19 protein-coding genes and 2 pseudogenes are annotated in these 21,186 nt (G+C 59.9%); 11 read left to right on the plus strand and 10 right to left on the minus strand.

Features of this window, described 5'->3' with window-relative positions:
• Window positions 1-27 precede the first annotated feature (27 nt).
• Together aroE and hemF are read right to left on the minus strand one after the other, a co-directional pair.
• Window positions 28-846: a shikimate dehydrogenase gene (aroE, locus tag ACOZK9_RS18650; protein ID WP_421556321.1), complete on the minus strand. Its 819-nt coding sequence runs from the start codon at window positions 844-846 to the stop codon at window positions 28-30.
• Entirely contained in the window at window positions 846-1,778 is a 933-nt protein-coding gene (gene hemF, locus ACOZK9_RS18655) for an oxygen-dependent coproporphyrinogen oxidase (RefSeq protein ID WP_421556322.1), read from the minus strand. Before hemF ends, aroE begins: the two co-directional genes overlap by 1 nt.
• Window positions 1,779-1,936: 158 nt before the next feature.
• On the opposite strand from hemF, the gene ACOZK9_RS18660 reads away from it, so the two are divergent.
• Window positions 1,937-2,914: an NADPH:quinone reductase gene (locus ACOZK9_RS18660; RefSeq protein ID WP_058414562.1), complete on the plus strand. Its 978-nt coding sequence runs from the start codon at window positions 1,937-1,939 to the stop codon at window positions 2,912-2,914.
• Between the two features lie 216 nt (window positions 2,915-3,130).
• Here the strand turns inward: ACOZK9_RS18660 and tsaC are convergent, their stop codons facing one another.
• From tsaC to ACOZK9_RS18675, 3 genes are all read right to left on the minus strand, one after another.
• Window positions 3,131-3,688 (minus strand): L-threonylcarbamoyladenylate synthase type 1 TsaC, encoded by a 558-nt coding sequence (gene tsaC, locus ACOZK9_RS18665; protein WP_152751270.1) that lies wholly within the window; start codon window positions 3,686-3,688, stop codon window positions 3,131-3,133.
• Between the two features lie 72 nt (window positions 3,689-3,760).
• Window positions 3,761-4,864 carry a DNA-processing protein DprA gene (gene dprA, locus ACOZK9_RS18670; protein ID WP_058415831.1) on the minus strand — a complete coding sequence of 368 codons (1,104 nt, stop codon included), beginning with the start codon at window positions 4,862-4,864 and terminating at the stop codon, window positions 3,761-3,763.
• A 63-nt stretch (window positions 4,865-4,927) separates the two neighbouring features.
• Window positions 4,928-5,704, minus strand: coding sequence for a hypothetical protein (locus tag ACOZK9_RS18675; RefSeq protein WP_058415830.1), 777 nt, complete (start codon window positions 5,702-5,704; stop codon window positions 4,928-4,930).
• Between the two features lie 135 nt (window positions 5,705-5,839).
• Between ACOZK9_RS18675 and def the strand changes: the two genes are divergently transcribed.
• The 5 genes from def (at window position 5,840) to ACOZK9_RS18700 (ending at window position 10,402) form a co-directional block, all read left to right on the plus strand.
• Window positions 5,840-6,346: a peptide deformylase gene (def, locus tag ACOZK9_RS18680; protein ID WP_122249636.1), complete on the plus strand. Its 507-nt coding sequence runs from the start codon at window positions 5,840-5,842 to the stop codon at window positions 6,344-6,346.
• A gap of 68 nt (window positions 6,347-6,414) precedes the next feature.
• Window positions 6,415-7,368: a methionyl-tRNA formyltransferase gene (gene fmt / locus ACOZK9_RS18685; protein ID WP_421556323.1), complete on the plus strand. Its 954-nt coding sequence runs from the start codon at window positions 6,415-6,417 to the stop codon at window positions 7,366-7,368.
• Window positions 7,365-8,675 (plus strand): 16S rRNA (cytosine(967)-C(5))-methyltransferase RsmB, encoded by a 1,311-nt coding sequence (rsmB, locus tag ACOZK9_RS18690; protein WP_421556324.1) that lies wholly within the window; start codon window positions 7,365-7,367, stop codon window positions 8,673-8,675. The genes fmt and rsmB overlap by 4 nt, the downstream gene beginning before the upstream one ends.
• A gap of 22 nt (window positions 8,676-8,697) precedes the next feature.
• On the plus strand, window positions 8,698-10,071 hold the full coding sequence (gene trkA / locus ACOZK9_RS18695; protein WP_058415826.1) for a Trk system potassium transporter TrkA: 1,374 nt from the start codon (window positions 8,698-8,700) through the stop codon (window positions 10,069-10,071).
• Between the two features lie 19 nt (window positions 10,072-10,090).
• Window positions 10,091-10,402 (plus strand): tetratricopeptide repeat protein, encoded by a 312-nt coding sequence (locus ACOZK9_RS18700; protein WP_421556325.1) that lies wholly within the window; start codon window positions 10,091-10,093, stop codon window positions 10,400-10,402.
• Between the two features lie 162 nt (window positions 10,403-10,564).
• On the opposite strand, the gene ACOZK9_RS18705 is transcribed toward ACOZK9_RS18700, so the two are convergent.
• The gene (locus tag ACOZK9_RS18705; RefSeq protein WP_058415824.1) at window positions 10,565-11,452 is read right to left on the minus strand and encodes a lysophospholipid acyltransferase; all 888 of its coding nucleotides are present in this window, start codon (window positions 11,450-11,452) and stop codon (window positions 10,565-10,567) included.
• A 40-nt stretch (window positions 11,453-11,492) separates the two neighbouring features.
• A complete protein-coding gene (locus tag ACOZK9_RS18710) occupies window positions 11,493-12,050 on the minus strand; it encodes a DNA-3-methyladenine glycosylase I (protein WP_421556326.1) in 558 nt (185 codons plus the stop codon).
• Between the two features lie 81 nt (window positions 12,051-12,131).
• Between ACOZK9_RS18710 and glyQ the strand changes: the two genes are divergently transcribed.
• The 4 genes from glyQ to ACOZK9_RS18730 all read left to right on the plus strand — a co-directional run bounded on the left by glyQ (window position 12,132) and on the right by ACOZK9_RS18730 (window position 16,526).
• Entirely contained in the window at window positions 12,132-13,085 is a 954-nt protein-coding gene (glyQ, locus tag ACOZK9_RS18715) for a glycine--tRNA ligase subunit alpha (protein WP_003213601.1), read from the plus strand.
• Window positions 13,082-15,136 carry a glycine--tRNA ligase subunit beta gene (glyS, locus tag ACOZK9_RS18720; protein ID WP_421556327.1) on the plus strand — a complete coding sequence of 685 codons (2,055 nt, stop codon included), beginning with the start codon at window positions 13,082-13,084 and terminating at the stop codon, window positions 15,134-15,136. The genes glyQ and glyS overlap by 4 nt, the downstream gene beginning before the upstream one ends.
• Before the next feature lie 2 nt (window positions 15,137-15,138).
• Window positions 15,139-15,675 (plus strand): D-glycero-beta-D-manno-heptose 1,7-bisphosphate 7-phosphatase, encoded by a 537-nt coding sequence (gmhB, locus tag ACOZK9_RS18725; protein ID WP_152747534.1) that lies wholly within the window; start codon window positions 15,139-15,141, stop codon window positions 15,673-15,675.
• Window positions 15,676-15,755: 80 nt separating this feature from the next.
• The gene (locus ACOZK9_RS18730; RefSeq protein WP_058415821.1) at window positions 15,756-16,526 is read left to right on the plus strand and encodes a lysophospholipid acyltransferase family protein; all 771 of its coding nucleotides are present in this window, start codon (window positions 15,756-15,758) and stop codon (window positions 16,524-16,526) included.
• Between the two features lie 182 nt (window positions 16,527-16,708).
• On the opposite strand, the pseudogene ACOZK9_RS18735 reads toward ACOZK9_RS18730, so the two are convergent.
• Window positions 16,709-17,121 (minus strand): annotated as a pseudogene (locus tag ACOZK9_RS18735) (ATP-binding protein); the annotation flags it as partial.
• Here ACOZK9_RS18735 and ACOZK9_RS18740 point away from each other — a divergent pair.
• Window positions 17,119-17,539 (plus strand): annotated as a pseudogene (locus ACOZK9_RS18740) (response regulator transcription factor); the annotation flags it as partial. The pseudogenes ACOZK9_RS18735 and ACOZK9_RS18740 sit on opposite strands and share 3 nt — an antisense overlap.
• A 105-nt stretch (window positions 17,540-17,644) precedes the next feature.
• Here the strand turns inward: ACOZK9_RS18740 and gyrB are convergent.
• Window positions 17,645-20,062, minus strand: a complete 2,418-nt coding sequence (gene gyrB / locus ACOZK9_RS18745; protein WP_058415819.1) for a DNA topoisomerase (ATP-hydrolyzing) subunit B — start codon at window positions 20,060-20,062, stop codon at window positions 17,645-17,647.
• 4 nt (window positions 20,063-20,066) lie between these two features.
• Window positions 20,067-21,170 (minus strand): DNA replication/repair protein RecF, encoded by a 1,104-nt coding sequence (gene recF / locus ACOZK9_RS18750; protein ID WP_010565854.1) that lies wholly within the window; start codon window positions 21,168-21,170, stop codon window positions 20,067-20,069.
• Window positions 21,171-21,186: the final 16 nt, after the last annotated feature.

Raw genomic sequence — 21,186 nt, forward strand, 5'->3', positions numbered from 1 at the left:
ATAATTGTGCCCACAGTTGCCGCTGCGTCAGGCCAGTTGGCGACGCAGTTCAGCCAACACCGGCGCCGAATCCGGGCGTACGCCGCGCCACAGGAAGAACGCTTCCGCCGCCTGCTCAACCAGCATGCCCAGGCCATCCATTGCCACGGATGCACCGTGTTCAGTGGCCCAGCGGCAGAACGCCGTCGGCTCTTTGGCGTACATCATGTCGTAGCAAAAGGTTTTGCCGGGCTCGATCAGGCTGCCGGCAATCGGCGGCACATCGCCTGACAGGCTGGCGGATGTGGCATTGATGATCAGGTCCACCGGCTCACTTAACCAGTCGAAACCGCTGGCGGAAACCGGCCCAAGGTCGTCGAACAGCTCGGCGAGCAACTCAGCCTTTGCCACCGTGCGGTTGGCGATGATCAGCGCGCCAGGCTGCTCAGCCAGCAAGGGCTCCAACGCCCCGCGCACCGCGCCACCGGCGCCCAGCAACAGGATGCGTTTGCCGTGCAGTTGCAACCCGGCGTTCACCGTCAGGTCGCGCACCAGGCCTGCGCCGTCGGTGTTATCACCGAGCAGGCTGCCATCGGCCAACTTGCTCAGGGTGTTCACCGCGCCAGCGCGCTGGGCGCGTCCGGTCAGGCTGTGGGCCAGGCGGTAAGCGTCTTCCTTGAACGGCACGGTGACGTTGGCGCCGCGCCCTTGCTGAAAAAACTCACGCGCGCAGCCGCTGAAATCCTCGAGCGGTGCGAGCAAGGTGCTGTAGCCCAACGGCTCACCGGTCTGTTCGGCGAACATTCGATGAATCAACGGCGACTTGCTGTGGCCGATGGGGTTGCCGAACACCACATAACGGTCCATCAGACCGCCGCCTTGGGCGTGGCCACGCCAAGCCAGTCGCGGTCTTGCAGGAAGTAATCGGTAAGGCGTGCTTCCTCGCTGCCGGCTTCGGCTTTCCAGTCGTAGCTCCAGCGCACTTGCGGCGGCAGTGACATCAGGATCGACTCGGTGCGCCCGCCCGACTGCAGGCCGAACAAGGTGCCACGGTCGTAAACCAGGTTGAATTCGACGTAGCGGCCACGCCGAAACTCCTGGAATTCACGCTGCTGCTCGGTATAGGCCATGGCCTTGCGCCGCTGCAGAATCGGCAAGTAGGCGTCGATGTAAGCGTCGCCAATGGCGCGAACAAAGGCGAAGCTGGTGTCGAAGCCCCACTCATTCAAATCATCGAAGAACAGCCCGCCGATACCGCGCGGTTCGTTGCGGTGCTTGATATGAAAGTAGGTGTCGCACCACGCCTTGTAGCGCGCGTATACATCCGCCCCGAACGGCGCACATGCCTGCTCGGCCACGCGATGCCAATGAATGCAGTCCTCTTCATGGCCGTAGTAGGGCGTGAGGTCGAAGCCGCCACCGAACCACCATACGGGTTCTTCGCCTTCTTTTTCGGCGATGAAAAAGCGCACGTTGGCGTGGGATGTCGGTGCATGCGGGTTGTGCGGGTGAATCACCAGCGACACGCCCATGGCTTCAAACCCGCGACCGGCCAGTTCAGGGCGATGCGCACTGGCAGACGGTGGGAGGCCGCTGCCAAACACGTGAGAAAAGTTAACGCCGCCTTTTTCGATGACCGAACCGTTTTCGAGCACACGTGTGCGCCCGCCGCCGCCGGCTGGCCGAGTCCAGGCATCTTCGATAAAACGAGTGTCCGGCTCGAAGGTTTCCAGAGCACTGCAAATGCGCTCTTGCAGATCAAGCAGGTAGGCTTTAACAGCCTCGGTTTGGGTAGTCATGGCGTCACCTTTATCGGGCAAAGCTACGCGAGGCCATTGGGCGTCGGCGGCAAATGGGCGCACAGGATAACACCGCACACACGTGCGCCGCAGTTGACGAAGGTCACGCTTAGGAGTCCGATAGGGTGCTTCGTACAGTCGACTCAAGGAGAAGGTAGATGGCTAAACGTATCCAGTTCAGCGCCCATGGCGGCCCGCAAGTGCTTGAATATGTTGACTACACACCGGCAGAGCCAGGCCCGCAGCAGGTTCGGGTACGTAACAAGGCGATTGGCCTGAATTTCATCGACACCTATTTCCGCAGCGGCCTTTATGCACCGCCGGCGTTGCCATCGGGGTTGGGCGCGGAGGGCGCCGGCGTGGTCGACGCGGTCGGCAGCGACGTCACTCAATTCAGCGTCGGCGACCGTGTGGCCTACGGCAATGGCCCACTGGGGGCCTACAGCGAACTGCACGTGTTGCCCGCCGCCAACCTGGTGCACCTGCCGGACGACATCAGCTTTGAACACGCCGCCGGTGCCATGCTCAAGGGCCTGACCGTGCAATATTTGCTGCGCCAGACCTATGAGCTGAAGGGCGGCGAAACCATTCTGTTCCACGCGGCGGCCGGTGGCGTGGGCTCACTCGCGTGCCAATGGGCCAAAGCCTTGGGCGTGAAGCTGATCGGTACCGTAAGCTCGCCGGAGAAAGCCGCCTTGGCCAAATCCCTCGGCGCCTGGGAGACCATCGACTACAGCAAGGAAAATGTCGCACAGCGCGTACTGGAATTGACCGACGGCAAAAAGGTGCCGGTGGTGTACGACGGCGTCGGCAAAGACACCTGGCTGACCTCGCTGGACTGCGTAGCGCCACGGGGTCTGTTGATAAGTTTTGGTAACGCATCGGGCGCGGTGGATGGCGTGAACCTGGGGATTTTGGCCGCCAAAGGCTCGCTGTATGTCACCCGGCCAACGTTGGCGACTTACGCCAGCAACCCAAAAGACCTGCAGTTAATGGCGGATGACCTGTTCTCGATGATCAAGAGCGGCAAGCTGCGCATTGACATCAACCAACGGTTTTCATTGGCCGAAGCGGCGAAGGCGCATACAGAGTTGTCGGGGCGTCGTACGACCGGGTCGACGATTCTGTTGCCGTAACAGGGTGGGGGCCTCATCGTGAGATTGCGCCTATAGCGGGGCGCTTCCCACATCAAAAGCCGACCCAATCTCCCAAGCAGAATGCATTCAAACTGTGGGAGCGGGCTTGCTCGCGATTGCAGTGTGTCAGATGAGTATTTTTAAACTGACACACCGCAATCGCGAGCAAGCCCGCTCCCACAGAAAGCGTGTTTGATCTACTCCGCCAACTCGGTCTCAAGCCGGCCGCACAACCTCACCCGTCGCCAGGTCACGAATCAAGCTTGGGTTTTTACGCCCGCCCAAGGCGCCACCCAATACCAGATCGACCTGGCCACGGAAATACTGCTCCACACGAATTCGTGTGCGCGCTGCCGGGCGGCCCTGCGGGTTGGCCGAGGTGGAAATCAACGGCCCTGTCAGCGCGCACAAATCGCGCACCAGCGGGTGATCGCTGACACGCAAGGCGACCGTGTCGTGCACACCGGTCACCCATTCGGGCAGCAAGTTCTGGTGCGGTACCAGCCAGGTATTCGGCCCAGGCCAGGTGCTGGCCATGCGCTCGATCCAGGTGTCGGGGAAGTCTTCAAATAGAAAATCGAACTGGCGAATGTTGTCTGCCACCAGGATCAGGCCCTTGTCCACCGAGCGATTCTTGATCGCCAGCAGACGGTCTACCGCTGCCTCGTTCCAAGGGTCGCAGCCCAAGCCCCAGACCGCTTCGGTCGGATAGGCAATCACCGCGCCTGCGCGAATTTCTCGTGCGGTTTCCAGCACACGCCACCTGTTGACCATTGCTCACTCTCCGGACTAAAGCTCTGCGCAGTTTACCGATGTTCTTTGCAAAACCCAGCCACAAAAACCACGCTAAAAAAGCTGGCGGCGCGCAAGCCAGCGCCCACTATCGCAGGTCACCAAGCCTTCAAGCTCAAGCTCCGTCAGCGTCGCCAGCACCTGCGACAACGCGCGCCCGCTGGCAATCGCCAAGGCTTCGCTGGTGTGGGGCGCCGCGTGCAGCAGTGCCACCAACGGATGGGTGACCGGCATCGGCGCAGGGCGGGACAAGGCTTGCCAACCGCGCAGGCCTTCGAGGATGTGCTCGATGGACTCCACCAACGTTGCGCCATCGCGGATCAATTGATGACAGCCCTTGGCGCCGGGATGATGGATAGAGCCCGGGATCGCATACACCTCGCGCCCTTGCTCACCCGCCAGCCGCGCGGTGATCAACGAACCACTGGCCATGCCCGCTTCCACCACCAGCACTCCCAGCGACAGCCCGCTGATGATTCGATTGCGCCGCGGAAAGTTGGCCGCCTGCGGTGCGGCGTCCAGCGGAAACTCGGAAACCACTGCGCTACCTTGGGCAATCATCGCTGCTGCGAGGTGGCGGTGGCGCTGTGGATAAAAGTTTTCGAGGCCTGTGCCGAGCACGCCGATTGTCTGCCCGCCGACATCCAGCGCCGCTTGATGTGCAGCGCCGTCGATGCCCAAAGCCAAGCCGCTGGTGATGACAAAACCGGCGCTCGCCAGGCTGCGCGAAAAGGCCGCCGCAGTGTCCAGGCCAGGCCTGGAAGCACGGCGGCTGCCGACCATCGCCAACTGTGGTTTTTCAAGAATTTCAGGGTCGCCTGCAACAAATAATAACGGCGGCGCATCGTCAATCTGCGCAAGCAGTGCGGGGTACTCGGGCTGGTCCCACATCAGCAAATGCTGGGCGGGACGCTCCAGCCACGCTAATGCGTGGCTGGCGCCATCACGTATTTCGGGGCTGCGTCGAGCCTCGGCGCTGCTGGCTGGCAACCCCAGCGAGCGCCAGGCGCTGGCCGGTGCACTGATCGCCTTTGAGGCAGAACCGAACGCGTCAATCAATACGCGAAAACGCTTGGGACCCAGTTCCGGCAGCCTGTGCAAGCGTAGTCGAGCTTCCAGTTCAGACGGGGAAATTTCACTGCTGTTTATCGGATACATTTGATCGTCCTTGACCGCAACAAGCTGTGGATAACTCTGTTGGTAACTTATTTAGCAAGCTACTTATTCAGTCTGTCGGGCAGCCTCGAATCGATCCATTACGGCCAGTGAACGCGAAGCGCTGAGCACCACGCCATAACTGAGTTTTTCGTACGTGCGAAACACCAGCACGGTGCCTGCACGCTCATCCGGCAGTGTTGTCGACGCCCCGCTGATAACGTCGCGCACGGTAGCGCCGGCCTTGATCACCGTCAGCAGTTGGCCTTCGAGCAGACCGTCGCGGCGGCCCTTGTTCAAGGTCACGGCATCCCGCACGCCGATCTGGGTCACGCCTTTGGGGATGTCGATGATGTGCCCTTCGATAAAGGGTGCAGGCTTGGGCGTTTGCAGGTTGGCCAGCTCGACACGCGGTTCGGCGCGCAGCAAACGGTCGCCCGGGCGCACTTCCTGGGTCACCCGTTGCACCGCCAGGGTGGTGAGGTCGCCAGCCGTTACAAAACGTGCGGTGCCGATGTCGTCGGCGTTGATACCCAGCAGTTCCTGGGTGTCGGGGTCGATGTAGGTTTTGCCCCGACGAAAGATCCCATAGGTTGGCTGGGCCGGGTCCAGGTGACCCCGCGCGTGCACACGCTCGCCATTGGCGCCGAGTACGCGACCGGCCCCGGCCGCGACGATGTACGGCGCGTTGTCCAGTTCCTGGGGCGTATTGAGGATGCGGTTATGCACTAGAAAGTGCTGAATAGCCTGCTGCGTCGTTTGATTCAGCGCTTGGCCGGGCTTTGGAATCAGGGCCGTGGCGAGCGGTGCCCACAGCAGCAAGACGAGTAGCGATTTCCTCATGGGGTGAATCTCCTTTATTATGTACGTTCGCGTGAAATGCCATAGCCTTCGCGGCTTCCGAACGTTTCACACCGGCTGTGTGGGTCCATCCCAACGCCGATTTGCCTCTACCTCACATGTGCAGCAATTACGCTTATGGCTATTTTGAACATCCTCGAATTTCCCGACTCGCGCCTGCGCACGATCGCCAAGCCGGTGGCCGTAGTGGACGACAAGGTTCGTCAGTTGGTCGATGACATGTTTGAAACAATGTATGAAGCACCGGGCATCGGCCTCGCCGCGACCCAGGTCAACGTGCATCAACGCGTCGTGGTCATGGACCTGTCGGAAGATCGCAGCGAACCTCGGGTGTTTATCAACCCCGAGTTCGAACCGCTGACCGAAGAGATGGGCGAATACCAGGAAGGCTGCCTGTCGGTGCCGGAGTTCTACGAGAACGTCGAACGCCCGGTACGCGTGAAGATCAAGGCCCTGGACCGTGACGGCAAGCCCTACGAGCTGGTTGCCGAAGGCCTGCTGGCGGTGTGCATTCAGCATGAATGCGACCACCTCAACGGCAAGCTGTTTGTTGATTACCTGTCCACGCTTAAACGCGACCGGATCAAGAAGAAGCTGGAAAAAAAGCATCGCCAGCAAGCTTGATTCCCTTCTTCCAAAGGCTTGCTGCGGCAAGCCTTTTTCTTTTGTGACTGTTTTTAACGAGACCTCCCATGACCGAGCCACTGCGCATTGTTTTTGCCGGCACTCCTGAATTTGCCGCCGAACACCTCAAGGCGTTGCTTGCCAGCCCTTATGAAGTCGTGGCGGTGTACACCCAACCGGATCGCCCGGCCGGTCGCGGGCAAAAACTGATGCCGAGCCCGGTCAAGCAACTGGCGCTTGAGCACACTATTGTTGTGCTGCAACCGCCGACCTTGCGCAACGCCGAGGCTCAAGCTGAGCTGGCAGCATTAAAACCGGACCTGCTGGTGGTGGTGGCTTATGGCTTGATCCTGCCGCAAGCCGTGCTGGATATTCCACGCTTGGGCTGCATCAACAGCCATGCGTCGCTGCTGCCGCGCTGGCGCGGTGCGGCGCCGATTCAGCGCGCGGTGCAAGCCGGTGACGCTGAAAGCGGCGTGACCGTGATGCGCATGGAGGCGGGTCTGGACACCGGCCCGATGCTGCTTAAAGTCATCACCCCGATCAGCGCCGAAGACACCGGCGGCAGCCTGCACGACCGCCTCGCCGAGATGGGCCCGCCCGCCGTGATCCAGGCCATCGCAGGGCTCGCTGCCGGTACGCTGGAAGGCGAAGTACAGGACGACAGCCTGGCCACCTACGCGCACAAACTGAACAAAGATGAAGCCCGCATCGACTGGAGCCGCCCGGCCGTGGAGCTGGAGCGCCTGGTGCGCGCCTTCAACCCTTGGCCGGTCTGCCACAGCACGCTGAATGGCGAAGCCTTGAAAGTATTGGCCGCCACGCTGGCTGACGGCCAAGGCGCCCCCGGTGAGATCATCGGCGCCAGCAAGGACGGCCTGCTGGTGGCCTGTGGTGAGCAGGCGCTGTGCCTGACTCGTCTGCAATTGCCGGGTGGCAAAGCGCTTAATTTCAGCGATTTATTCAACAGCCGTCGTGAGAAATTTGCCTTGGGCACCGTTCTCGGGGTGGTCGCGCAATGAACCCGCGTCTGGCCGCCGCCAAGGCTCTCGCCGCCGTACTCAACGGCAAGGCGTCGCTGAACAGTTCATTGCCGACTCAGATGGACAAGGTTGAAGACCGCGACCGTGGTTTCACCCAAGACCTGGCCTTTGGCACCGCGCGCTGGCAGCCTCGTTTGTCGGCGCTGGCCGCCAAGCTGCTGCAAAAGCCGTTCAAGGCAGCCGATGCGGATGTGGAAGCGCTGCTGCTGGTCGGCCTTTATCAGTTGCTGTACACCCGTGTGCCGGCCCACGCCGCCATCGGCGAAACCGTCGGTTGCGCCGAAAAACTCAAAAAACCTTGGGCCAAAGCCCTGCTCAATGCCGTATTGCGCCGCGCCCAGCGCGAGAGCGACGCGCTGCTGGCCGAGCTGGAACACGACCCGGTGGTGCGCACTGCCCACCCGCGCTGGCTGCAAAAGTCCCTCAAGGCGTTTTGGCCTGAACAATGGGAAGCCATTTGCGCGGCCAACAATGCGCACCCGCCGATGATCCTGCGGGTCAACCGCCGCCATCACCGCCGTGACGCGTACCTGCAATTGCTGAGCGCTGCCGGCATCGCGGCCACACCGTGCGTGTTCAGTGCGGACGGCATCGTGCTCGACGCGGCCAGCGACGTGCGCAGCCTGCCGGGCTTTGCCGAAGGCTGGGTCAGCGTGCAGGACGAAGCCGCGCAACTGGCCGCCGACCTGCTCGACCTGGCGCCCGGCCAGCGCGTGTTGGACGCCTGCTGCGCACCGGGCGGCAAGACCTGTCACATCCTCGAAGTCGAAAAAGACCTCGCCGGTGTGGTCGCGGTTGACCTGGAAGCCAAGCGGTTGGTGCGCGTGCGCGAAAACCTTGCGCGCCTGGGCCTGAGTGCCGACCTGATCGCCGCCGACGGCCGCGACACCGCCACGTGGTGGGACGGCAAACCGTTCCAGCGCATCCTGCTGGACGCGCCCTGTTCCGCCACCGGCGTGATCCGCCGCCACCCGGACATCAAGCTGACCCGCCAAGCTGATGACATCGCTGCACTGGCCGCGCTGCAAGGCGAACTGCTCGACGCGCTGTGGCCGACGCTGGAAGTCGGCGGCATCCTGCTCTACGCCACCTGCTCGACCTTGCCCACCGAAAATACCGAAGTGATCGCGGCGTTCCTCGCTCGCACCAGTGGCGCACGTGAGCTGGACCTGGCCACGGCTGCCGGTATCAAGCAGCCGCACGGTCGCCAGTTGCTCGCGCAAGAAGGCGGGCACGATGGCTTCTACTACGCCAAACTGATCAAGATTGCCGCCGCGCGCGGCTGAATGGGTTTAAGGGAGTGACCGGATGAAAATCATCATCCTCGGGGCAGGGCAGGTGGGTGGCTCGCTGGCTGAACATTTGGCCAGCGAAGCCAACGACATCACCGTGGTCGACACCGATGCCGAGCGCCTGCGCAACCTTGGTGACCGCCTCGACATCCGCACCGTGCAAGGCCGCGCGTCATTCCCGACAGTGCTGCGCCAGGCAGGCGCCGACGATGCCGACATGTTGGTGGCCGTGACCAACAGTGACGAGACCAACATGGTCGCCTGCCAGGTCGCCCACACCCTGTTTCACACCCCGACCAAAATCGCCCGCGTGCGTGAGGCGGCTTACCTGACCCGCGCCGGCCTGTTCGACAACGACGCGATTCCAGTCGACGTGCTGATCAGCCCGGAGCAGGTGGTCACGCATTACATCAAGCGCCTGATCGAAATTCCCGGCGCCTTGCAGGTGATCGACTTCGCCGGCGGCAAAGCGCAATTGGTCGCGGTAAAAGCCTATTACGGCGGGCCGCTGGTGGGTCAGCAACTGCGCCAACTGCGCGAACACATGCCGAATGTAGAAACCCGCGTAGCCGCGATTTTCCGTCGCGACCGGCCGATTCTGCCGCAAGGCGATACGGTGATAGAGGCCGACGACGAAGTGTTTTTCATCGCCGCCAAGGCGAATATTCGCGCCGTCATGAGCGAAATGCGCCGCCTCGATGAAACCTACAAACGCATCGTCATCGCTGGCGGTGGGCAGATCGGCGAGCGCTTGGCCGAGGCGATTGAAAGCCGCTACCAAGTGAAAATCATCGAGATGAGCCCGGCGCGCTGCCGGCATTTGTCCGACACGCTCGACAGCACTGTCGTACTGCAAGGCAGTGCCTCGGACCGCGACCTGCTGATGGAAGAAAACATTGCCGACGCGGATATTTTCCTGGCCCTGACCAACGATGACGAGGCCAACATCATGTCTTCCTTGTTGGCCAAGCGGCTGGGGGCGAAGAAGGTGATGACCATCATCAACAACCCGGCTTACGTGGACCTGATTCAGGGCGGCGACATCGACATTGCCATCAGCCCGCAACTGGCGACCATCGGCACGTTGCTCGCGCACGTGCGCCGTGGCGACATTGTCAGCGTGCACTCGCTGCGGCGTGGCGCGGCGGAAGCCATCGAGGCAATTGCCCACGGCGATTCGAAGTCGAGCAAGGTTATCGGCAAGGCCATTCGCGATGTCGGCTTGCCGCCGGGCACCACCATTGGCGCGATCATCCGTGACGAAGAAGTGATCATCGCCCACGACGACACAGTAATTGCCACGGGCGACCACGTGATCCTGTTCCTTGTGGATAAAAAACACATCCGCGATGTGGAGAAGTTATTCCACGTTGGGCTGAGCTTCTTCTGACACAACGGAGTACACCTGCATGCTCGAATCGCTGGAGAAAATGCTCGCCAAGGGTGTGGATAACTCGCTGCTGCGCTTTGGTTTAGGCAAGGGTTATCTGGACCTTAAGGACTACGCCAAGGCGGCGGAGCATTTGCTCAGGTGCGTGGAGTTTGATCCGAAGTACTCGGCGGCGTGGAAGTTGTTGGGCAAGGCGCAGCAAGCGCAGGGTGACAGTGGCGCAGCACGACAGGCGTGGGAGAAGGGTATCGAAGCGGCCCAGGCGCATGGCGACAAACAGGCCGAGAAAGAGATGACGGTGTTCCTGAAGAAACTCGACCGCAAGGCTTAACGCGCTACCCAAAAAGTTGGCTTAACTGCTCAGGCCAAAAATGTGGGAGGGGGCTTGCTCCCGATAGCAGAGTATCAGTCAATTTATCTGTGACTGATAGATCGCCATCGGGAGCAAGCCCCCTCCCACAGTGTTTGTTGTCGACCTTGAGTCAGCCGTATATCAATACCACCGCGCCTCACCCGGCGGGCGTTTCTTGAAGCGTTTCATGCTCCACATGTACTGGCTCGGGTAAGCGCCGACATAACGCTCGACCACCTTGCTCATCGCCGCGCAGGAGGTGGCGGTGTCGGTGCTGTACATGTCTTCCGGCGCGGCTTCCAGAATCACTTTGTAACCCGAGCCGTCCGGCAGCCGCAGGGCGTGCAGGAACACGCCAACCGCCTTGCCACCGGCGAGCATGTTCGGCACGAACTTGCTGGTCAGCGCCTGAGTGGCGAAGAACGGTACAAAGATGCCGGCCGACTCTGCCGGTTCCGGGTCGGCAGGAATGCCCACCTGGCCACCTTTACGCACTTCTTTGATCACACTGAGAATGCCTTCCTTGGTCGACGCCGCGACGCGGTTACCCAGTTGCACGCGCTGCTTGCGCAGCAAATCATCCACCGCCTTGAGCTTGGGCGGGCGGTAGAAAATGATCGGTTTGCACTGGCTGCAATAGAAGTGGTTCAACACTTCCCAGTTGCCCAAGTGGCTGGTAATGCCGACCACACCTTTGCCCGAGGCCAAGGCTTGGTGCAGCACGTCCAGGCCTTCGACTTCGCGCACCAGATCGATGGAGCGCTGCGCCGGCCAGATCCACGCGCAGGCGCTTTCGGTCAGGGACTTGCCGATGTCCATCAAGCTCTGGCCGACCAAGCGCTCGCGCGCGGCAGGGTCCATGTCCGGGAAGCATTTGGAGAGGTTGATCCGCACCGTTTCGCGCGAGCGGTTGGGAGTTTTCCACATGATCCAGCCAATCGCCGTGCCGACGGCCTGTACAGCGCGCCAAGGCAGCAGGGCAAACAACCGCAGAGCGCCTACCAGCAAGGCGCCTTTAAACTTTTCCACAGGTCACTCCTGATCAAATGTAGTGCGCAAAACCGCCATTCTAACCGGCGTTGGCCAAAACCGCGTAACGGTTGCAGTCTTGGGTGTGGTCCATGACCATGCCCGAGGCCTGCATGAATGCGTAGCAAATGGTCGGGCCGACAAAGGTGAAGCCGGCTTTTTTCAAGGCTTTACTCATGGCTTCGGCTTCTGGCGTGATCGCCGGGACTTGGCTGCGGTCCTTGAAGTGATTGACCTTGGGCACGCCGCCGACAAACGACCAGAGCCAACCCACCGGATCTTCCAGCGCCAGCCAGGCGGCGGCGTTACGCCGGGTGGCGTTGAGCTTGAGGCGATTGCGCACAATGCCGGGGTCGAGCATCAGCGCTTCAATCTCGGCGTCGGTCAGTTGCACCAAGCGCTGCGCATCAAAGCCGAACAGGACCTTTCGATAATGCTCGCGTTTGCGTAAAACGGTGATCCAGGACAGGCCCGCCTGGAACCCTTCGAGCAAAAGTAACTCGAACAAGCCCTGCGCATCGCGCAGCGGCGTTCCCCACTCCTGATCGTGATAAGCCATGTACAGCGGATCTTCAGAACACCAAAAGCAGCGTGGCATAAGGCTCCAGGGGATGGTGGCGCGGCCGAATCGGGTATACTCCCGCTCTTTAAATCGCAGCCCAAGTAACAGGTGAATTTCGTGAGCCAGCCTACGCCAGCCGTGCGTACCTTCCAAGACTTGATCCTCGCCCTCCAGCAATACTGGGCCGAGCAAGGTTGTGTGGTACTTCAGCCCTACGATATGGAAGTAGGCGCCGGCACTTTCCACACCGCTACCTTCCTGCGGGCCATCGGCCCGGAAACCTGGAACGCCGCTTATGTGCAGCCCAGTCGTCGCCCGACTGACGGCCGCTACGGCGAAAACCCGAACCGCCTGCAGCACTACTATCAGTTTCAGGTGGTGTTGAAGCCAAACCCGGACAACTTTCAGGAGCTGTACCTCGGCTCGCTGAAACATGTTGGCCTGGACCCACTGGTGCACGACATCCGTTTCGTCGAAGACAACTGGGAGTCGCCAACGCTGGGCGCCTGGGGCCTGGGTTGGGAAGTTTGGCTGAACGGCATGGAAGTCACGCAGTTCACGTACTTCCAGCAAGCCGGCGGCATTGAGTGCTACCCGGTGACCGGCGAGATCACCTACGGTCTCGAGCGCCTGGCCATGTACCTGCAGGGCGTGGACTCGGTGTACGACCTGGTGTGGGCTGACGGCCCGTTCGGCAAAGTCACCTATGGCGATGTGTTCCACCAGAACGAAGTGGAGCAATCCACTTACAACTTCGAACACGCCAACGTCGAAAAACTCTTCGAACTGTTCGACTTCTATGAAAGCGAAGCCAAGCGCCTGATCGAACTCGACCAGCCGCTGCCGTTGCCGAGCTATGAAATGGTCTTGAAGGCGTCCCATACCTTCAACCTGCTGGACGCCCGCCGTGCCATCTCGGTAACCGCGCGTCAGCAATACATTCTGCGTGTACGCACCCTGGCGCGTTCCGTCGCCCAAGCCTACCTGCTGGCTCGCGCCAAGCTGGGCTTCCCGATGGCAACCCCGGACCTGCGTGATGAAGTGTTGGCTAAGCTGGAGGCTGCACAATGAGTGCTCAAGATTTTTTGGTTGAACTGGGCACCGAAGAGCTGCCACCCAAGGCACTCAATACCCTGGCCGATGCGTTCCTGGCCGGTATCGAAAAAGGCCTGCACAGCGCTGGCCTGAAGTTTGAAGCGAAAAAAGTCTACGCCGCGCCACGTCGCCTGGCCGTGTTGCTGACCGCGCTGGAAACCCAGCAACCGGACCGCAGCATCAACCTCGACGGCCCGCCGCGTCAGGCGGCGTTCGACGCAGAAGGTAACCCGACTCAAGCCGCGCTGGGTTTTGCCAAGAAGTGTGGCGTCGAGCTGAGTGAAATCGACCAGAGCGGCCCGAAACTGCGTTTCAGCCAGGTCATCACCGGCAAGCCAACCGCCAGCCTGTTGCCGACTATCGTCGAAGACTCGCTGAACGACTTGCCGATCCCCAAGCGCATGCGTTGGGGCGCGCGCAAAGAAGAATTCGTACGCCCAACCCAGTGGCTGGTGATGTTGCTCGGTGACCAAGTCATCGATTGCACGATCCTCGCCCAAACCGCAGGTCGCGAATCGCGTGGTCACCGCTTCCACCACCCGCAAGCTGTGCGCATCACCTCGCCGGCCAACTACGCCGCCGACCTGCGCGCTGCTTACGTGCTGGCCGATGCCAACGAGCGTCGCGAGTTGATCAGCAAGCGCACCGAAGAGCTGGCCCGCCAGCAGGAAGGCACCGCTATCGTGCCGCCAAACCTGCTTGATGAAGTGACCGCGCTGGTTGAGTGGCCGGTGCCGCTGGTGTGCTCGTTCGAAGAACGTTTCCTCGACGTGCCGCAAGAAGCGCTGATCACCACCATGCAGGACAACCAGAAGTATTTCTGCCTGCTGGACGTGGACGGCAAATTGCTGCCGCGCTTCATCACCGTGGCCAACATCGAAAGCAAGGACCCGCAACAGATCATCGCCGGTAACGAGAAAGTCGTTCGCCCGCGCCTGACCGACGCCGAGTTCTTCTTCAAGCAAGACAAAAAGCAGAAGCTCGAAGACTTCAACCTGCGCCTGCAAAACGTGGTGTTCCAGGAAAAACTCGGCAGCGTTTACGACAAAGCCGTACGCATTTCCAAGTTGGCCGCCTACATTGCGCCGCGCATCGGCGGTGACGCTGCCTGGGCTGCGCGCGCGGGTGTGCTGTCCAAATGCGACCTGGCCACCGAGATGGTTGGCGAGTTCCCTGAGATGCAAGGCGTCGCCGGTTACTACTACGCCCTCAACGATGGCGAGCCGGACGAAGTAGCTCTGGCGCTGAACGAGCAGTACATGCCGCGCGGTGCCGGCGCAGAATTGCCGACCACCTTGACCGGTGCGGCCGTGGCCATCGCCGACAAGCTCGATACGCTGGTCGGTATCTTCGGTATCGGCATGTTGCCCACAGGCAGCAAAGACCCGTATGCCCTGCGCCGTGCCGCGCTGGGCGTGCTGCGCATCCTGATCGACAAAAAGCTCGACCTCGACCTGACCCAAGCCGTGGTGTTCGCGGTCGGCCAGTTCGGCGCCAAGGTCAAGCAAGCCGGCTTGGCCGAGCAAGTGCTCGAATTCGTCTTCGACCGCCTGCGTGCGCGTTACGAAGACGAAGGCGTGGACGTGTCCGTGTACCTGTCGGTGCGTGCCCTGCAACCGGGTTCGGCGCTGGACTTCGACCAACGCGTGCAAGCCGTGCAAGCGTTCCGCAAACTGCCGGAGGCCGATGCACTGGCTGCGGTGAACAAGCGCGTGTCGAACCTGCTGAGCAAGGCCGATAACCTCGGCAATACCGAAGTCGACCCGGGGCTGTTTGCCGATGCCAAAGAGTTCTCACTGAACTCCGCCATCGCCAAAGCCGAAAACGCGGTGAAGCCGTTGATCGCCGAGCGTAATTACGCCGAAGCGTTGGCGCGACTGGCCAGCTTGCGTGAGCCGGTGGATGCGTTCTTCGAAGCCGTGATGATCAATGCCGAAGATGCGGGTGTACGCAAAAACCGCTACGCCATGCTGGCGCGTCTGCGCGGCTTGTTCGTCAATATCGCTGATATTTCGACGCTGAGCTGACCATGGTGAAACTGCTGATTCTCGATCGGGACGGGGTGATTAATTATGACTCCGACGCTTACATCAAATCGGTGGCGGAATGGATTCCACTGCCCGGCTCGATTGAGGCCATCGCGCAGTTGAGCAAAGCCGGCTGGACGGTGGCCATCGCTACCAACCAGTCCGGCATCGCCCGCGGTTACTACGACATCGCCACGCTGGACGCCATGCACGCGCGCTTGCGCACATTGGTGGCCGAGCAGGGCGGTGAGCTGGGGTTGGTGGTGTATTGCCCACACGGGCCGGATGAGGGCTGCGATTGCCGCAAACCCAAGCCCGGTATGTTGAAAACCATTGCAGAACATTACAAGGTACCGCTGGCTGGGCTATGGTTTGTCGGGGACAGCCTCGGTGACCTGGAGGCGGCCAAAGCCGTCGACTCTCAGCCAGTTTTGGTGAAGACCGGCAAAGGCGAAAAGACCCAGGCGAAAAACCTGCCGGTAGGCACCTTGATTTTTGACGATCTGGCGGCGGTTGCCGCAGAACTTATTAACAACTAGCCGCCCCGACGTCCTGATCAGGATTGCTCGGGAGTGCGCTTTTAGCAGGCGGGCCATGACCCGCAACGGTAAATGCTGCCATGTCGATCTTGCAGGCCATCAGAACCTTTTTCTTTTACCTGCTGCTGGGCACCAGTTCGTTTCTCTGGTGCACCCTGAGCTTTTTTATTGCGCCGTTCCTGCCGTTCAAGGCGCGCTATCGTTTTATCAACGTTTATTGGTGCCGCTGCGCGTTGTGGCTGAGCAAGGTATTCCTCGGCATCCGCTTCGAAATCAAGGGCGCTGAAAACGTCCCGCAGCAGCCTTGCGTGATTCTGTCGAACCACCAGAGCACGTGGGAGACGTTCTTCCTCTCGGCGTACTTCTCGCCGCTTAGCCAGGTACTCAAGCGTGAGTTGCTGTACGTGCCGTTTTTCGGCTGGGCCATGGCCATGCTGCGGCCGATCGCTATCGACCGGGATAACCCCAAGGCTGCGCTCAAGCATGTGGCCAAGAAGGGCGACGAGCTGCTCAAAGATGGCGTTTGGGTGCTGATCTTCCCGGAAGGTACTCGCGTGCCGTTCGGCACTGTTGGCAAGTTTTCGCGCGGCGGCACAGCACTCGCGGTCAACGCCAACCTGCCGGTGCTGCCGATTGCGCACAACGCCGGCAAGTTCTGGCCGAAGACTGGCTGGGCGAAACGTGCCGGCACGATCACCGTGGTGATTGGCCAGCCCATGTACGCCGAAGGCGAAGGCCCGCGTGCGATTGCCGCACTGAATGACCGCGCTGCGGCATGGAACGAAGCGCAGCAACGCGCCATGGGTTCGTTGCCGCCGGAGCCTGTTGTGGTCGAGACGCCAGTGCTATAAAAAATTGTGGATAACCTGTGCACGGTTTGTTCGAAAACTGCCATTTTTTGCCCATAACGAGCTGATTTTATTACATATTTCTTAAGCTCATAAAATATCGAAAACCGTGCATAAGTTTTTCGCGCATTAAAAAACCGGTCCTTGAGACCGGTTTTTTATGCACAACCAAAAAGCCGGATATTTCAGTCGTCCAGCAACGGCAATCGCAGGCTGAAGGTAGAGCCCTTACCCCATTCGCGTTGACATAAAATGCGCCCGCCGTGGCGCTCTATCACCGCTTTAACCATCGTCAGGCCCACGCTGCCTCGCACCGAATCAAACCGCCGATATTGGCTGAACAGCTCCGGCAGATCTGCTGCGGCTTTGGCCAACTGCACGAAGAATTCGGTGAGGCTCAAGGCATACTTCACCTGTTGCTCGATCCGGGCACATATCGGTGAGGTGTCGTTATGCACATCCAGCAACGCCAGGATCGCCGAGAGGGCAGGGCGAACGCCATTGTGCAGCGGCGGATACCCCAGGTCGGCGAGTTGCTCCAGGATGTTTTCAGTACCAGGTCATTACCAAACACTTCACGAGCAACGCGGTTGGCAATTGCGGGGCGGATGATTACCTCAGCAAACCGTTCCGCCCCAACGAGCTAAAGGCTCGATGTCAGCGCTGTTTTATGCCGCCACGGCCTGCAAAAATCTTCCACCCATGAAGTACAGAGTTTCAACGACCTTACCTTCGACGATGCGGAGCTGACCGTCACCCGCGCGGGTAAACCGATCACATTGACCGAGCGCGAATACCGCTTGGCGAGCTGCTTGTTTGCCAACCTGACACGCCCGCTGTCTCGGGAATACCTGTATGAGCGCTTCTGGACGCATGAGGAAATAGTCTCATCGCGGCCACTCGACACGCATATCTATCGGCTGCGTAACAAGCTGGGGCTGACCGCGGATCGCGGTTGGCAGTTACTGACGATTTATGGGTATGGGTATCGATCGGAGAGTGTGACGCCGGCCTAAGCTCGCTGAGAAATGCGATGTTCCACGTGGAGCATTCTCAAATATCGCGCAATAAAAAAGGCCAACGCTAAGCGTTGGCCTTTTTGTTGTAGCAGGGTTACCTGATCAGAAATCCAGGTTGGACACTGCCAGGGCGTTGCTCTCGATGAAGTCACGACGAGGCTCGACCGCATCACCCATCAGGGTGTTGAAGATCTGATCCGCGCCAATGGCGTCTTCGATGGTCACGCGCAGCATGCGACGCTGAGCGGGGTCCATGGTGGTTTCCCACAGTTGATCCGGGTTCATTTCGCCCAGACCTTTGTATCGCTGGATGGTGTGGCGCTTGGTGCTTTCGGCCATCAACCAGTCGAGGGCTTCTTTGAATTCCTTGACCTGCTTCTTGCGTTCACCACGTTGAATATAAGCACCGTCGTCCAACAGCGTGCTCAGTTGCGCGCCCAAGGTTACGACCGTCTTGTAGTCATTGCTGCCGAAGAAGTCGCGGTTGAAGGTGACGTAGTTCGACAGGCCGTGGGAGATCAGTTCAACCTCTGGCAGCCACACGTTACGTTCACGGTCTTCACGCAGGCTGGCTTTGTAGACCAGGCCAGACTTCTCGACGGTGCGCAGGCGCACCTCGTATTGGGCCAGCCAATCCTGCATCGCTGCATGGTCACCCAACTGCTCAAGGCTTACAGCCGGCAGGTAGATGAAGTGCTCGGTGAGTTCCTGAGGGTACAGGCGCGACAGACGCTTGAGGGTCTTCATGACCATGCGGAAGTCGTTAACCAGACGCTCCAGTGACGCACCGGAGATGCCCGGGGCTTCGTCGTTCAAGTGCAGGCTTGCATCTTCCAGGGCCGACTGCGTCATGTACTCTTCCATGGCGTCGTCGTCTTTGATGTATTGCTCTTGCTTGCCCTTTTTCACTTTGTACAACGGCGGCTGAGCGATGTAGATGTAACCACGCTCGATCAGCTCCGGCAGCTGACGGAAGAAGAAGGTCAGCAACAGTGTACGGATGTGCGAACCGTCGACGTCAGCATCGGTCATGATGATGATGTTGTGGTAGCGCAACTTCTCGATGTTGTACTCGTCGCGACCGATACCGCAGCCCAGCGCCGTGATCAACGTGCCGACTTCCTGAGAGGAAATCATCTTGTCGAAGCGGGCTTTCTCAACGTTGAGGATCTTGCCTTTCAACGGCAGGATAGCTTGGGTGCGACGGTTACGACCCTGCTTGGCGGAACCGCCAGCAGAGTCACCTTCCACCAGGTACAGCTCGGAGAGGGCAGGGTCTTTCTCTTGGCAGTCGGCCAGTTTGCCCGGCAAGCCTGCGATGTCCAACGCGCCTTTACGACGGGTCATCTCACGGGCTTTACGTGCTGCTTCACGCGCACGTGCGGCGTCGATCATCTTGCCGACAACCAGCTTGGCTTCGTTCGGGTTCTCGAGCAGGAAGTCGGAGAAGTACTTGCCCATCTCCTGTTCCACTGCGGTCTTCACTTCGGAAGACACCAGCTTGTCTTTGGTCTGGGAACTGAATTTAGGGTCTGGCACTTTCACCGAGATAATCGCCGTCAGGCCTTCGCGAGCATCGTCACCGGTGGTGGCGACTTTATGCTTCTTGGCCAAGCCTTCAGCTTCGATGTAGTTGTTCAGGTTACGCGTCAGCGCGGAACGGAAACCCACCAAGTGAGTGCCGCCGTCGCGTTGAGGAATGTTGTTGGTGAAGCACAACAGGTTCTCGTTGAAGCTGTCGTTCCACTGCAAGGCGATTTCCACGCCGATGCCGTCTTCACGCTGGATGTTGAAGTGGAACACCTGGTTAACCGCTGTCTTGTTGGTGTTCAGGTATTCAACAAATGCACGCAGGCCGCCTTCGTACTTAAACAGCTCTTCTTTGCCGCTGCGCTCGTCCTTGAGAACGATACCCACACCGGAGTTGAGGAAGGACAGTTCACGAATACGCTTGGCCAGGATGTCCCAGCTGAAGTGAATATTCTTGAAGGTCAGGTCAGACGGTTTGAAGTGGATCTGCGTACCGGTGGTTTCACTCTCGCCAACGATTTTCATCGGCTCCTGTGGAACGCCATGCACGTAGGTCTGTTCCCAGATTTTGCCGCTACGGCGAACCGTAAGCACCAACTCTTCGGACAGCGCGTTCACGACGGACACACCTACACCGTGCAAACCGCCGGAGACTTTATAGGAGTTGTCGTCGAACTTACCGCCGGCGTGGAGCACAGTCATAATGACCTCTGCCGCCGATACGCCTTCTTCTTTGTGCACATCGACCGGAATGCCGCGACCGTTGTCGCGCACGGTGATGGATTCATCCGGGTGGATGATGATGCTGATGTCGTCGCAGTGACCGGCCAAAGCTTCGTCGATGGAGTTGTCGACCACCTCGAACACCATGTGGTGCAGACCGCTACCATCATCGGTGTCGCCGATGTACATACCGGGACGTTTGCGTACGGCATCCAAACCTTTCAGCACTTTAATGCTGGTCGAGTCGTACGTGTTTTCTTCGCTCATGCCTTCACTCCCGGTGGTCGTGGGTCTGGGTGATACGGCCTTGTTCCACGTGGAACAAAGCGACTGGCGTTTCCGTCTGCCAGCCTTCCCTCAATAATTCGTGGTCTACACAGGTGATAAACACCTGGCAGCGTAAGTCTTCCAACAAGCGGCATAACGCGCGGCGGTGTTGCTCGTCGAGTTCAGACGGCAAGTCATCCACCAGATAAATACACTGACCGCGGCGAGCCTGGCTAACCAGATGACCCTGCGCGATCCGCAATGCGCACACCACCAACTTCTGCTGACCACGGGACAAGATGTCCGCGGCATTATGTGCGCCTAATCTAAGGCGCAAATCAGCGCGTTGGGGGCCTGCCTGGGTGTGGCCAATTTGCTGATCCCGTTGTAAAGAGGTGGCGAGCACTGCGCTCAGCTCACGTTCTTTATCCCAACCACGGTAGTAACTCAGCGTCAGCCCCTCGAGATCCAACAACTCACTCAAGGTCTGTTCAAAGACTGGTTTCAAGGCTTTGATATAGGCACGGCGGTATTCATCTATTTCGTCGCTGGCCAGGCACAGTTCCCGGTCCCAAGCTGCTTGCGAAGCGGCGTCAAGTGTACCATGCCGCAGCCACGAGTTCCGCTGCCGCAGGGCCTTCTGCAACCGCTGCCACGTGGCCATAAACCGTGGTTCCACGTGGAACACTCCCCAGTCGAGGAACTGTCTGCGGATTTTTGGCGCGCCTTCTAAAAGGCGGAAACTGTCTGGGTTGATCAGTTGCAGCGGCAGAATTTCCGCGAGCTGCGCGGCACTGCGAGCATTTTGCCCATCAATGCGAATTTGAAATTCACCGCCGCGATCACGGGATATGCCCAGGCTGCTGTGCCCGCCCTCAGCCAATTCGACTTGGCCAAACACCGTGCATGCCAATTGCTCGTACTGAATCACCGGCAACAGGCGCGCACTACGAAAGGAACGCGCAAGCCCGAGCAAATGGATGGCTTCCAGCACGCTGGTTTTGCCACTGCCGTTGGCGCCATGGAGGATATTGATGCGGGGGGAGGGGGAGAAGGTCACCGGGTGCAGATTGCGCACCGCGGTGACCGAGACGCGACTGAGGGACATCTAGCTTCTGCTGAGC

It is taken from the genome of Pseudomonas kitaguniensis, from assembly GCF_049199985.1.
GTDB classification, from domain to species: Bacteria; Pseudomonadota; Gammaproteobacteria; order Pseudomonadales; family Pseudomonadaceae; genus Aquipseudomonas; species Aquipseudomonas kitaguniensis.